Origin of the sequence: Leptolyngbya sp. FACHB-321, from assembly GCF_014695975.1 — a bacterium.
GTDB lineage: Bacteria > Cyanobacteriota > Cyanobacteriia > Leptolyngbyales > Leptolyngbyaceae > Stenomitos.
In genome coordinates this window covers 1-14,347 of record NZ_JACJPI010000056.1, presented here as the reverse complement: position 1 = coordinate 14,347, position 14,347 = coordinate 1, and the positions used below count along the sequence as shown (strand labels likewise).

The following is a 14,347-nucleotide window of genomic DNA, read 5'->3' as shown; positions in this document are numbered from 1 at the left end:
GCGATTCAAAATGTTAAAAAAGTTTGAAAAAGCGCTTCAGCAGAGATGCAGAAATAGAAGTGAAAAGCCAGAAGCAGTCAGCGCTTCAGCATCAGGATCTGTATTAGATGCGCTACGCGGAAACAAGACAACCTGACGCACTATTAGGACTCTGACCTTCGGTTTCAGGTTGTACAATGTGTGGATGATGCAGAGGCGATCGCGACGGTTAAACCTGGAATTGCAAACTTTCAGGAGTTTGTTTACCGTTGAGGTTTTCGCGCTCTGACTCTCTACACTTGGCTAGTTTTGTAATGAAATGTGTAGCAAAGAGGTGTGTTAAACGATCGCATAGGGCATCACTTCTGGAGTCAAAAGGTGCTGCGAGTGAAGAATGTACTCTTCGTTAGAAACTGTTAATCAGCGTGCTTCTCTTTGCTTTTAAGGCAGTTGCGTTAGGTTAAAGCTCTGCAACATTGCCTCTTACTACATGTTTTGAAGGCAGTGCTTACAGCGGTAATGCTAACCACTCTACTAGTTCGCTTGGGTCAAGTTGTAAGACTGTCTGCATGATGATGCACAACGTTAAAAGCTAGTAATGTATTGCCTCAGTACAGTCATATACCTGCTTTTTTTCTCAGAGTTCTTATCGTCTTTCTCGATCGCCATAACATCACCGCACTAACTTTTGCAACGCTTTCTTACGTTCAACTCTTTTCAGCGCAGACTGAATTTCTCTAACGCGCATGGCAATTTTACACGGTAGTTGGTTTGTTCATTCTCAAGCAGAAACCCCGGCGCAAGCAGGGGTAGGGCAGGCTCCCATCGATCGTGCCGCTTTGTCTCGTGGCTACCTGTTTCTTTGGGGCGAGGTTTGGCGCAGAATTACGCCTGAGATGCCCTATGCCCCTGGTTTCTCTGCATTAGAGGCGACGATCCAACCTCATCCCTTCGCGATAGCTCCCGCTGAACTGCTAGCGCTGCTGCGATCGCGGCAACAAGCCAATCATCTGCGTCTCCCAGCCCCACTGTTGGAGTCAGCGGCAGTGCCGGAGCTGACGGTTGCCAAAGCAAAGCGATCGCGCTCTAGTCAAAGCACGACTACGCTCGTAGCTGACCCCATTACTACCCTACCTGGAGTATGGCAAAGCCATACACTGGCGTTGCCATCCTGGGTTGCGGATGATGCCCTAGAGTTACCAGCAGGCGCGATCGTGCCGCAGCTCTCTGCTGTTGTAGAGAGTGACCCAAGCCGCGATCGCTTTCTCTATCCCTGGCGCGTTGAGGGGCTTTGCCTTGATCCGATCGCAGCCTTCGCCTTCCTCAATGCTTTGCCATTGGGCACTGTCGATGCGGATGATTCCTTTATTGGTGGTGATCTTCGCTTTTGGTCTCATGCCGCCCGCTGGAGTTTGGACTTGCTGGCACGATCGAAATTTTTGCCTGGGCTGGAGAAGAGAGAGGAGAACGGCAGGAGTCTCGCTTGGGCACGGTGGCAGCCGTTGTTGGATAGTGCGGTCGATCAGGTGCGATGGAAGCAGTTTGTTGATCGAATGCCCGTCGTCTGTCGGCTGTATGAGCAAGAAGCAAAAAATGGGGGAGTAGGGACGCAAAGGGAACAAGAAGGAGTCATGCAATCTTCTCACGCTCCACTCTCCACGCCTCACTCCCCACTCGTCCTCCCACTCCCTACGCCGCCTCAGGGCCTCATCCATGCCTTTCTTAGCAGCACTCTTGATGCCCAGGTCAGGCTTTTGGCTCAACGTCACCCGTTGCCAACCTCCACAGAAAAAATGCTGTCTGGGTCAGTGCGATCGTGGCTACAGGCATTGGGGGAAGAAGCGAAGATCGTGTCCGTAGCCGAGAACGCAGCTGGATTAGATTCTCTGGAGACCGCATTGGCAAACTGGACTGCCCCCTTGCAGCTTCAGGGCGTGCAGCAAAATCTGTTTCGTGCCTGTCTCTACTTGCACCCGCCCGAATCTGGGCAGAATCAGTGGCGGTTGGAATATTTTTTACAGGCGGCAGATGACGAGACGTTGCTGGTGACAGCCCCCACCATTTGGGGGAATCCCGTGGAGCAGTTGCACTATCGTGGTCGATCGATCGATCGACCACAAGAAACCCTACTGATGGGTTTAGGGCTTGCGTCTCGCCTTTATCCACCGATCGAACCCAGCTTGCAAGACCCACGCCCTCAGTTCTGTTCGCTGACGGCACTGCAGGCATACGAATTTATCAAGGCAACCGCGTGGCGCTTACAAGATAGCGGGCTGGGCGTTGTGCTGCCACCAAGTTTGGTCAATCAGGGTGGCTGGGCAAGTCGGCTGGGTTTGAAGATTCAGGCACAGTCGGCAAAGCTCAACAAAGGACAGGTGCGGCTGGGTTTGCAAAGCCTGCTCAACTTTCGGTGGGAGTTGTCTATTGGCGGACAAAGTCTTTCCAAGGCGGAGTTCGATCGCCTGGTTGCCCTTAATGCACCACTAGTCGAGATTAATGGTGAATGGGTCGAGCTGCGTCCCCAAGACATTCGCGCTGCCCAGACCTTTTTTGCCAGCCGCAAAGACCAGACCGCGCTTTCGCTTGAAGATGCGCTACGGATTAGCACGGGCGATACTCAGACGATCGAAAAACTGCCTGTCGTTAGCTTCGAGGCATCCGGTCCCTTACAAGAACTCATCACTACCCTCAGCGGCAATCGGCAAATTGAGGCACTGCCCACACCGAAAAACTTTCGCGGTGTCCTGCGTCCCTACCAATCGCGCGGCGTTGGCTGGCTAGCTTTTCTGGAGCAGTGGGGCTTGGGTGCCTGCCTTGCCGACGACATGGGTTTGGGCAAAACCATTCAGCTCATTGCCTTTTTACTACACCTCAAAGAGCAGAAAACTCTAGAGCATCCCACGCTGCTCGTTTGTCCAACGTCTGTGCTGGGCAACTGGGAGCGCGAGGTGAAGAAGTTTGGTCCCACGTTGACAGCCTTCTTGTACCACGGTGATAAACGACCACAAGGCAAGTCCTTTGCCAAAGCTGTGCAGGGTAAAGATCTCGTCATCACTAGCTATGCATTGGTTTCGCGCGATATCAAGGATTTGCAGCCGATTGCGTGGCAGGGCATCGTGCTGGACGAAGCGCAAAATATCAAAAACCCCGAGGCAAAACAATCGCAGGCAGTGCGACAGCTTGACGCTCAGTTTCGCATTGCGCTGACAGGTACCCCAGTCGAAAATCGTCTGTCTGAACTGTGGTCAATTCTGGATTTCCTCAATCCTGGCTACCTGGGACCCAAAAATTTCTTTCAGCGTCGTTTTGCGACCCCGATCGAACGCTACGGCGATACTGCCTCTCTGCAAACCCTGCGATCGCTCGTTCAACCCTTTCTGCTCCGTCGTCTTAAGACCGATCGCGACATCATTCAAGACTTACCCGATAAGCAGGAGATGACCGTCTTCTGTGGGCTTTCGTCTGAGCAAGCTTCCCTCTACCAGCACACTGTCGATCGCTCCCTCGCAGAAATCGAAGCTGCCGAAGGCATCCAACGCAAAGGGATCATTCTGGCACTGCTAGTGAAGCTAAAGCAAATTTGCAATCATCCAGCACTTTTTCTTAAGGAAGAAGACGGAGGAAAGGATACAGGTGGAGGAAACAAAGATAAAGGCTCAAGGATAAAGGATAAAAGCAGTGATAGTAGTTTAGCCTTGAGCCTTAATACTTCAGCCTTTCTCACCCGCTCTGGTAAGCTCCAGAGGTTAGAAGAAATGATCGAAGAAGTGGTAGCAGAAGGCGATCGCGCCCTCATCTTCACGCAGTTTGCAGAATGGGGCAAGCTGCTAAAAGCCCATTTAGAGCGCCAATTGGGACGCGAAACGTTGTTTCTCTATGGCAGCACGTCTAAGAAGCAGCGCGAGGAAATGGTCGATCGCTTTCAGCATGATCCGCAAGGACCGCGCATCTTCATCCTGTCGTTGAAAGCAGGCGGTGTCGGCTTAAACCTGACTCGCGCCAATCACGTTTTCCACTTCGATCGCTGGTGGAATCCTGCGGTCGAAAATCAAGCAACCGATCGCGTCTTCCGCATTGGGCAAACGAAGAATGTCCAGGTACACAAGTTTGTTTGCAATGGCACCCTTGAAGAGAAGGTGCATGAACTGATCGAAAGCAAAAAGGCATTAGCAGAAAACGTCATCGGCGCAGGCGAAAACTGGCTTACAGAGTTAGATACCGATAGCTTGAGAGACTTGTTGCTGCTTGATCGTAGTGCCATTATCGATAATGAATAAGGCACACCACACGCTGCAATACTGTCAGGCTGCTCTAAAAAAGTGTCGCTTTTAATAAACTCCTAGAGGCACTCGCGTGGGGGCTACTTGACTAGTCGATCGATACGTTCTCGAATGGTCAGAGCAATGAGAGAGCGGATTAAAAACAGTGTGCCTAAACCTGCCAGTCCAAAGGCAGCAAACGCCCAGACTTTATATGCGCCGACCAAGAGAACCGCTCCAGAGAGCAGTAAAAAGCCAGTCAAGCAGGCATAGGTCAGACTTTTCAAAGCAAGGTTAATGGTTTTGATGGCACGATCGGTTTCGAGCGATCGCGATCGTAGCTCTACTTCTCCCTGCTCCAGTCGTTCTTCCAGTCGTTGAATCAGACGCTCAGTTGGACTTGGCTGACGGAGTTTGTAGGTAATGTATTCACGGGCTTGCTTCGTCAATTCACCAAGACCAATGCCACTACTCTGCCCCTTGGCGATCGTAATGCTTTTGACAAAAGGCTTGGCAGATTCCATCAAGCTGTAGTTAGGGTCAAGGTCGCGGGCAACCCCATCTAAGGTGGTCAGTGCCTTGAGGATAAAAGTCATCTTGGCAGGCAAGCGAAAGGGCTGTTGGGCAAACAGCGCCGACACTTCTTGCTTTACCTGGCTAAACTCTTGAAGCGCGATCGGCTTCTCGGTAAAGCGCTCTAGCACAAATCCCATTACGCGACGAATGGGAGCCATATCTGAGGCAGGCTCGATCAGTCCCATCGTTGTCAGGGTGTGAATTACCTGATCCGTATCTTTCCGCAGCACAGCGAAAAAGGTACGTACCATTTGATCTTTGTCGATCGACTTGACTTCTGCCATCATGCCGAAATCGTAGAAGATCAAGCACCCATCTGGACTGACAGCCATATTACCGGGATGGGGATCAGCTTGAAAGAAACCGTCCTGCAATAACTGCTTGAGATACGAGCAAATGCCGAGTTGATTAATTTCTTTGACGTTAATGCCGATCGCCTCCAGGCTCTGGCGATCATTGATCTTAATCCCTGGCACATAATCCATCGTCAGCACTTTTTTGGTGGTGTATTTGGGGTACACCTTGGGGGCAGTGATACGTGCATGGTCACGAAAGTTATAGCGAAAGCGATCGGCGTTGATGGCTTCTTGCACGTAGTCAATTTCTTGATACAGCACCAGCGCAAACTCTTCGTAGATTGCTTCCAGGTCGTACTCCCGTGTCCAGGGGAGGTAGCGCTGGCAAAAACGTAGCAACCGTCGCAGCACTCTCAAATCGAGATCGAAAAGGGTATCGAGTCCAGGACGCTGCACTTTAATCACAATATCTTCGCCTGTATGCAGCCGTGCTTTATGCACCTGTCCCAGGCTAGCTGCCGCGATCGGGTTTCGGTCAAAGTCACGATACAGCGTGTAAAGCGGGCTGCCTAGCTCCGATTCAATAATCGCGATCGCCTCATCTGCACTAAACTCTGGCACCCGGTCTTGAAGCTGTCCTAGCGCCTGAATGTACTCTGCTGGCAGTAAATCGCCCCGCGTTGACAACGCTTGCCCAATTTTAATAAACGTCGGACCTAAATCGAGGAGCGTGCCTACCAGCCACTGAGCGCGTCGGTTACGGTGTTGCGGGAAGCGTCGGGCGATCGTGTCATCCCACCACAAATACCACATCAACCGTGCCGCAGACAAAAAGATGTCTGTCTGACGTGCTAACAACGATTGTTTGGCACGTTGCCATCGGAGTGATTTTGGCGCGGCAGACTTGAGCATACTATTGACTATATTCCATTTAGCCTCAGTGACTGGTAGCCCTTCTGAATCCCTGACCGCTTAAAACATTGAAGATCTGGCTTTTGGGCTACAGCACTTTCGGGTTGTCAAAGGGTTTGCGGTAAGGTCAGCGTAAAGCACGTTGCAAACGCGTGGGCATCGTCAATGCGATGGCTAGAGGCGCTGATGTCACCGTTGAGATGCAACACCAACGATTTCACTAGCGCTAAACCTAAGCCTGTCCCCTGTACTGCCTTTTGGGTGGCAATTTGAGAGCGCTTAAATTTGTCAAAGATAAGGGGTAACTCATCGGGGGCAATGCCCTGCCCAACATTGCGAAGCGTCACAATGATCTGGTTTATTGCTGACTGATGTTTAGCTGACTCTGCTTTGAGGGCGACATGAAGCTGAACACAACTGTTTTGATCAGCATATTTACCAGCATTAGTCAGTAGCTCAAATAAAATGCGGCGCAGGCTGTTGCGATCGCTTAATAAGCGCAGTGATCGCCGGGGAAGTTTGACTTCCAACGTTAGCCCTTTTGCTGACCACTTTTGCTGAAAGAGCCGAGTCAAGTCGTGAATTAATGCTTTCAAATCGATTTCTTGCGGACTCATAGCAATCTGGTTTGACTCCAGTTCTTGCAGCCCTAGCAGGTCGTTGATGAGGCTAGTTTCCTGGGCGCACTGCTGTTCTAAAATATCCAGATAGCACGCACTGCGTTCAGCCGACAAACCCATCTGCCGCAACATCCGAATCGCCAATGTCATGCTGGTAAGCGGTGTTCTCAGTTCATGGCTGACAGTGCTAAGAAATTCATCTCGTGCCTGATTTAACTGTCGTAGTTGATCAAGCTGATGGCGGGTGCGATCGTACAGCTTTGCCTGCACCGCCAGGCTCGCGCGCAACTCAGCCGTGCGCTTTTCGACCAGTGACTGTACTTGCCGTAAGGTTTCTGCTTGAATAATCGCTGTACTCACTTGAGCACTCACCAGTTGCACCAGTTCTAACTCTGCTGGCTGCCAGACGCGAGGCTGATCATGCTGAAAAACGAGAAACCCCAGGATGGTTCCCTGGCTCTCTAATGGCATCAGCAGGAGCGCAGGCAATGACTTTAGATTAAAGGCAGCAGCTTCTCCTTCCGCATCAAATGTAACAGCATCCGGCTGAGCTGCTGAGTTGGTACTAAGGATAAACGGGCTGCTGGGATGTGCAAACGCCTGCTGACAAAGTGCACACTCGGATAACCAAAACGACTGATTGATAGCAGTTGGAAGGACAGAGGGCGACGCTGCCGTACTTGCTTGCAGTGGGTAAGTCGCCTCAAAGGGTATATCGCTCAGCCACTCGTAGGCTACATTCACCCTTACTTTAGGTTGCTCGACCTGAGCATGGTTGCGAAAGAGAGCGTCCCAGTGTTTTAAGCGTAGGAGCATGCCGCGTTTCACTTGCAGCGCTGATGCTGTGTCATCTGTAGCAAGTTTAAGGATGTCGTTAAGGTCAGACGCGTTGTGAATGGCTAACGTAAGCTGATTAACCACTCGCTGGTACTGCATCTGCTTGTGGAATTGCTGCTGCAATTGAAGCTGATCGAAGATGCTGGCAACCTGATGAGACACGGTTTGAAGTCCTGCGATTTCTGATTGATTCCAGGTCTGAGTGCGCGATCGCATTAAACTAATGACTCCATGCACATGATCTGGAAGATGCATTGTTGCACTAGCAATAGCTCTTACAGGCGGCAAGGATGTCCGCAACTGTTTAATAGACTGCCAGACTTTACAGGTTTTACTTGCGCTTGGCGCTGTAACAGGACGCGATCGTACAGTCTCTATCCCATTGCAAGGTATCAGTGCAGTTTCAGCCAGCCAGTTACCAAAGTAATCAGACGCTATTTCTAGCGGTTGCAGCGGTAACAGTGGTGCATCTGCGAACCAGCCAGTGGCTCGAACTTTAGCTGTTGTTTCGTCAGAAAGGATGATCGCACAACCATCTGCGTTAAAAGCTTTACCAATACAAGCAGCCATATCAGCTAACATCTGGCTGTCACCAGCCTGCTTGGCTGCAACTTGAAGCAGTTGTTGCGATAGGTTCACCAGGTTTACAGTCTGTTGCGAGGGTAAATCTGTAGCATCCTTGGGCAGCAAGACTTTGAGGGTTTCGGCTAATGTCGATCGCGCTGCTTCTGCTACGGTTGCCGATGTTTCACGATGGAAATCGCCTATTAGAACGCAGTTGTCTGTAATGTACGCGTTATCGACCATGACCCCTTTGCCGTTCGATACTACTGTATGTTGCCGAACTGCTCCTGTTAGATTCAGGATTCCCAAACTGGTAGAACCACTAGCAACAGTGGGACAAAAATCTGCACCGTGTTGCAACGATTACCAGCGGACGGAACGACACTTGGTGATGCTCGTCACTTCTGTTAGCTTTAGCGTAAACTAGCTAGTGGCTGACGGTAATCCGTGAATTCCTGCTTTTCTATCGCCACTATCTGTTCTACCGCTGGTGTTGCTCTTCGCTATGTGGCGATCGTACCTATTAGGAAGCTGCTATAACCGTTAGAAGTATCCAGGCTTGGCTCTAGCTAAGCAACATGTGACTAAGTGATAGTGAATGAACGCTGATAATTTGCTTCTAGATTCGCGTTTAGCAACTGTGACGAGTACGGGCACTGTACTAGCTTCGCCACGTGTCATTGGCACGGTGAAAGGACCTGGTGAAACTGGTAACCAGTATGTCTTTATCACGGCTGACAATCGCTCGGTCAAAATTGGCGAGTTCGTCTTCTATGAAGTTGTGGTGCCCGAACGAGAACGCGAGTCGGCGCTACAGATCTTAGGCAAAATTTCGGCACGCTGTTTAATTGATCACTTACCTGATCGTATTTTTGCGGATACGGAAATCAGTCCAGAGACGATCGCGGCTCTCGTTGGTTTTACCTACAACAATCCAGAAATCTACGAGATCACGGTAGATGTGGTCGGCTACTTTGACTCAAATCTGGGGTTTATGAACCCACGTCGTACACCTAATCCAGGTGCAAAGGTTTACCTGGCAGATGATGTCATGCTGCGGCGGGTGCTGAATAAGAAGCAACCAGGTGAGGTCGGTGCAGCCCATATTGGTTCGCTGCTGCTGCGGGAGTCAGATGTGCCTGTAGCGCTAGACGTCAAGGAGCTAGTCAGTACCCACATGGCAATTCTGGCGGGTACTGGGTCAGGCAAATCATATACAGCAGGCGTGCTAATTGAAGAACTGCTGCTGCCGCATAATCGCGCTGCTGTGCTGATTTTTGATCCGCATGGAGAATACGGTACGCTTACAGATATGCGAGGGCATCCAGCCTTTCAAGGGAGCGATGGCTACACGCCGAAGGTAAAAATCCTCACGCCAGAAGATATTCGGATTCGGGTATCGTCGCTGGACTACTACGACATTATGACGCTGCTGCCGGATATGAGCGATCGCCAGCAGTCGATTCTCAACAAAGCCTATCGGTTGCTGCAACGCCACAAACAAGGAGAACATCGCTGGGGCATTCAGGATTTGATTGCAGCGGTGCGTGAAGCGGATATGCAGGTGGATGAAGAGGGCAACGAGAAGTCGGGTTCATCAGCTCCGGCTTTGGAATGGAAGCTAGAGCGATTGGAGCGATCGCAGTATTTTCATACGTTTGAACATACCGTTGCACCCAGGGATTTGTTTGAGCCTGGGCAAGTAACCGTCTTGCAAATGAATGAAATCAGCCAGGAAGAACAGCAGGTAATCTGTGCAGCAGTGTTGCGCCAGTCTAACCAGGCACGCATGAACACGCAGCGAGAATTGATTAAGCCTGAAGACGAAAACTTCTTGCCCTATCCCGTCTTTATCATTGTGGAAGAAGCGCACCGCTTTGCACCTGCCAATGAACCGTCACGCTGTAAGGCTGTACTGCGAACAATCCTAAGTGAAGGACGTAAGTTTGGTTTAGGTATGGGGCTGATTACTCAGCGTCCTGGCAAAATTGACTCAGATGTGCTGTCGCAGTGCATGAGCCAGTTCATCATGCGGATTGTCAATCCTGTAGACCAGGAGAGCCTAAAGTACGGTGTAGAGGCAGCAGGGCGAGATTTGCTGAAAGAACTGCCTGCCTTAACTAAAGGGCAGATCATTGTGGCGGGTGCTTGTGTCAATACGCCTGTACTGTGCAAAGTACGGCAGCGGCTCACAAAGCATGGTGGCGAAACGCTCAATGCGCCAGAGATGTGGCAAAAGCATTTTCAGGAACACCATGCTCGCGATCGCCAGATTCAACAGGCTCCAGTAGCGGCCCGTCCGCGATCCCAGACTGTACGTGGGGTCAGTATCGAGTAGTGCCTAATCGCGTCTGCCTGATTCAACCAAGCACTACTTCTCAAAGCTCACTGGAGCACAGGATCTGCTGTCGTATCAGCAGGTGTCTCTACAGGCTGCTCATTTGCTTTCATAAGCGCCATTTCCTTATTTTTGCGATACGCAACAACCCGATCCTGCGCTGTTACGTAGCGACCGTCCCCACTCGGCACGTTTGCCATCAGGTCTGAAGCACGCTGCCAACGGGCTGCTAATTCGAGCCACTGTGCTGGCGATTGCGCTGTCAAACCCTCTTTTGATGCCTGCTCTGCAATTCTTACGGCGATCAAAAAGGAGTCCTGCGGTTTTGGTGTAAGCTCAGCGGTAGGACTGGCAAGGGTTGTTTGAGTTGGTGTCGCTGCTACCTGTGAGCTAGACGGGCTTGCGATCGCCGTTGGTTTTGCAGCGTGCCAACTGTAAAATGCCCAGCCTCCTAACAACAGCAAGACGCTTGCACTTGCGCCCCCAACCAGTCCTCGCCAAAATTGGCGTTGTTCGCGCTGCTGTCCTCGGGTGCGGGTAGGTAAGTTTGTTTTTTGAGGGGCTGTGTTTTGATGCCACTCATTCAAAAGGTGTCGCAGAAGGTTAGCTTTATTCAGCGTAATTTCTTGTGACCAAAGAAGCTGATTTTCAGGATCACGACTAATTTCATCGAGCCAAAGCAACTGTTGTTCTCGTACAATGCGGCTGTTGATATTGACGCGGCGAATGTTGCGGGGAGCGATCGCCTCCAACGTTTGCCGAACTTGCCCAATAAGCTCTGACGGCTCTAGTTGTTCTGGAGTCGCTGCTTCACAAAGGACTTGCAGCACTCCATCTGCGAAAATAGCACGTGTCCGTACGCCAGAATCAGCAAGTCTTTCGTTGAGAACCTGAATAATGGCAGCAACACTGCCCTGATTCGCTTGTTTGACGATGTCGTTCACTGTGCTTGTCATGGTTGAACACTCTAAATTGACCCCGATCCCTTAAAAGGAAGCGATAGTAACCTTTGATTCAAGATACTCCAATTTAGCCAAAGGAGAGCCAATTCGCTGGCTCAGATAATGCCGAAAAGCATTGAAAACAGCGATTCTTTTGATAGAAAACTTAACGCTCTGGCGCAATCTTGCCGTTGTCAAGCGCCTTGCTGATAGTGGGGAATCAGTTTGCTAAGTGGAGTCAGGGATTATGTTACTAAAAAATACGATCGCTTCAAAGTGCTGGCTCACAAGTGCGGCATTCATGTTTTTAGATGACGGCAATCATTAAAGCGCCGGACTTGCCAGAGATCCGTGTTAAAGCGATTTTGATCAGAACAATGCCACCGTGACTGGTCAATCCAAAACTCAAATAAGGCAGTATTGTTTGCGCGTAGCCGCCAAGAGCGATCGCATCCCATTAACTCAGCTACCAAATGCTGCAAAATCCAACTATGAGTAATGATCCAGATTTGATCCCCATTTTGGTGCTGCTCGAAGAGTGCCTGAATGAACTGGTGAGCACGACTTCTGGCAGCTTGGGGCGTTTCAGCACCTGGAATTTGGATCCAGTCAGGAGACGCTTCCAATGCACGGCATAGATCGGGATAGCGGCTAACTGCTTCTGCCCACGTAAGCCCTTGAAAAATGCCGTTCTGAAATTCTTTGAGTTCATCGGCGTAGATAACCGCGATCGCTCTAGGCTCATCTGGCACGTCAGCAGTTTCAGCACTGTCAATCAAGTCACTGACAGCAGCAGGCAGGGGTGCTGTCTGAAAGTGATCCAGCAAAATCTGTGTTGTCTCCGCTGTTCGCTTAAGGGGACTACTGTAAACATGGGACGGATACCACGCCTCTGCCAGCAGACTATGGGCGAGTTTCTCCGCTTGCTGCTTGCCGTCACTAGAAAGCGCGTAGTCACCATGTCCCTGCATCCGTTTTTCTTGGTTCCCGGTAGACTGGGCATGACGGATAAAGAGTAGCTTCATGACTCGATGCATGAACTGATCCTATTAAGCGAGTAAGGTTAATTGCTAAAGCAGGCCTTGAGACAGCTCTGGATTTAACTGTAACCTCGTTCTTGCTAATATCGTCCTGCAAAAAAACAGATAGGGCACTGTACATCGTGCCTCACTTGTTTGTACTTTGATCGGCGATCGCGCAAGGGCTTAAAGCGTCAGCCATAACATCTGCCCTATCCAGCCTATCCAGGAACTTTAACTAACTAGCTATCAGCCTTGTAAGCTTGAAGAGCCTTAGCCTGGTATGACCGTCCTATGCTTTTTACACAACTACCTAAGAAGCAATTTCCTCTCTCTAAGAATCGGATGGTTCGTCTGAGGGCAGAGGATAGTCTGGTAAGGCTTGCTCGATCAAGTGCTCCTCTAGCAGAACATCGGCGGCGATCAGGTCGCCGGTAAGACGTTTCGCTACATGTTCTTGGGGATCGAATAACATCAGCAGACCCTGCGCTTCCATCTCGTTGATGACCTGCGTCACGACTGCGATCGGCTGCAATCGATTTGACTGTGACATAGTTTTTAGCTCAGAAAATTACTTTCCCATGCGGGTCCTTCATTCCAACCCATGGAATAGCCAAGGCATTCAGCGATCGCTGTGCCATTCCAGATTCAGCCACGCTCTTATAAGAGCAAGCAATAAACGTAAGAGCGCTCAGCAAAAGCGAGAAATGTCGTCACCTACTACCTCCGCCAGATAGGACAAAGAGCGGAAGCGTAGTACGACAAATTCTTCATAAAAAGGGTTGAGCTTACATAGGGGCGGTATGGAGAGTATGGTGCGCCCAAAAAGCTTAAACGTTCGCTCAAACGGACACCGTGCTGGAATCAAAAAGCAAAGCATTCGTGCTGAGGTGCGATCGCTAATCTCTATTTGAGATAACCAGCAGCGAAGTGGTTGTAATAACGTTAAGTGCGGAGCAAATCGACCTGTTCTTGACTGCTCCAAAGTAGACATCTGCTGCATGAAGTGAGCATCTTGAGGCTGGTCAGTCGTGTAGCAAGTTGAAGGCAAAACCATAGCTCTCTTATGTTGAGTTGTTCATGAGAGGGGTAAAAGGGTCTGTACATAATGATTAAAACGGTGGGTCTTTACCCATGCACAAGCTAGCAATAGCTGCAAATGATTGCAATCTTTATTAATAGAATCGGGCGATCGTTACACAGTTTTACATTCCTCTCAGTGATACCTGTAGATTGCTCTAGCTTGGTAAAAGGCACTCCGACTGAGCAAACAAGCTTGGTTGACAGCACTAAGTACAACAAAGGTGCACTTTAGACTATGAGAGCACTACGATCGCCGCTTCAAAATCTGAGGCGCAAGGAGCTAGTCTAATTGCACTATTCAGCAATCAGTTCTTGCAATGGACCCTAAAGCAAGGAGAGCTTTGCAAAGCAGGAGTCGTATGAGTTAACACGAGGACGAAAAAGCTTATTTCTGTCAGCAGTAAGGCTCTGTACCCTTTGCTTAGAGCAATCAACTGCTCGTAGACAGCTCCACCTGAGCCACTACAGGCGTGAAATTAAATTCAATACCTACCCAGTAGTGATCAGGTAGAACAGAATACGGTGGTTGCGCCATCAGTGCTCAGCTAAACAACGAAATCTTTGTCTAGGGACAATGCTCATATACAACCTTTGATCTCACTATCTTAAACTCATTAACAACAGCCATAAAATTGAAGGAAGGACTATAAACAAGAACGGTTAACGGTTATAGACCGAACCAATACCCCAAAGCAAAGAGCGCTTCCTCATGTGAGGAAGCGCTCTTTGCTTAATCAATCAATCAACTGAATCAGTGGAACAGTCGAGCCGTCGTCAGTCGACTAACCGTTGATGGCAGGAGCCGAGAGAGCAACCGGAGCCGCTTCACCCGCAGCCAAGTCCAACGGGAAGTTGTGCGCATTCCGCTCGTGCATCACTTCCATCCCCAGGTTCGCCCGGTTCAAGATGTCCGCCCAAGTACC

At 50.1% G+C, this 14,347-nt stretch carries 8 protein-coding genes and 1 pseudogene; 2 read left to right on the top strand and 7 right to left on the bottom strand.

Annotated elements, in window-relative coordinates; genetic code table 11:
• The first annotated feature begins 725 nt into the window (after window positions 1–725).
• A complete protein-coding gene (locus H6F76_RS10155) occupies window positions 726–4,256 on the top strand; it encodes a DEAD/DEAH box helicase (RefSeq protein WP_190507919.1) in 3,531 nt (1,176 codons plus the stop codon).
• Window positions 4,257–4,339: 83 nt separating this feature from the next.
• Here H6F76_RS10155 and H6F76_RS10150 read toward each other — a convergent pair whose 3' ends face one another.
• Both H6F76_RS10150 and H6F76_RS10145 read right to left on the bottom strand, forming a co-directional pair.
• The gene (locus tag H6F76_RS10150; protein WP_190507917.1) at window positions 4,340–6,022 is read right to left on the bottom strand and encodes an AarF/ABC1/UbiB kinase family protein; all 1,683 of its coding nucleotides are present in this window, start codon (window positions 6,020–6,022) and stop codon (window positions 4,340–4,342) included.
• A 107-nt stretch (window positions 6,023–6,129) separates the two neighbouring features.
• The gene (locus tag H6F76_RS10145; RefSeq protein ID WP_190507915.1) at window positions 6,130–8,286 is read right to left on the bottom strand and encodes a GAF domain-containing sensor histidine kinase; all 2,157 of its coding nucleotides are present in this window, start codon (window positions 8,284–8,286) and stop codon (window positions 6,130–6,132) included.
• Window positions 8,287–8,641: 355 nt separating this feature from the next.
• Here H6F76_RS10145 and H6F76_RS10140 point away from each other — a divergent pair, with 355 nt between their 5' ends.
• Window positions 8,642–10,381, top strand: a complete 1,740-nt coding sequence (locus H6F76_RS10140) for a DUF87 domain-containing protein (RefSeq protein WP_190507913.1) — start codon at window positions 8,642–8,644, stop codon at window positions 10,379–10,381.
• Between the two features lie 47 nt (window positions 10,382–10,428).
• On the opposite strand, the gene H6F76_RS10135 is transcribed toward H6F76_RS10140, so the two are convergent.
• From H6F76_RS10135 to H6F76_RS10115, 5 genes and pseudogenes are all read right to left on the bottom strand, one after another.
• Window positions 10,429–11,337, bottom strand: coding sequence for a hypothetical protein (locus tag H6F76_RS10135; RefSeq protein ID WP_190507904.1), 909 nt, complete (start codon window positions 11,335–11,337; stop codon window positions 10,429–10,431).
• Between the two features lie 284 nt (window positions 11,338–11,621).
• On the bottom strand, window positions 11,622–12,347 hold the full coding sequence (locus H6F76_RS10130) for a histidine phosphatase family protein (RefSeq protein WP_242036601.1): 726 nt from the start codon (window positions 12,345–12,347) through the stop codon (window positions 11,622–11,624).
• Window positions 12,348–12,675: 328 nt separating this feature from the next.
• Window positions 12,676–12,894, bottom strand: a complete 219-nt coding sequence (locus tag H6F76_RS10125; protein ID WP_190507901.1) for a hypothetical protein — start codon at window positions 12,892–12,894, stop codon at window positions 12,676–12,678.
• Between the two features lie 138 nt (window positions 12,895–13,032).
• Window positions 13,033–13,398 (bottom strand): Mo-dependent nitrogenase C-terminal domain-containing protein, encoded by a 366-nt coding sequence (locus tag H6F76_RS10120; protein WP_190507898.1) that lies wholly within the window; start codon window positions 13,396–13,398, stop codon window positions 13,033–13,035.
• Window positions 13,399–14,206: 808 nt separating this feature from the next.
• Window positions 14,207–14,347: pseudogene (locus H6F76_RS10115) on the bottom strand (photosystem II q(b) protein); the annotation flags it as partial.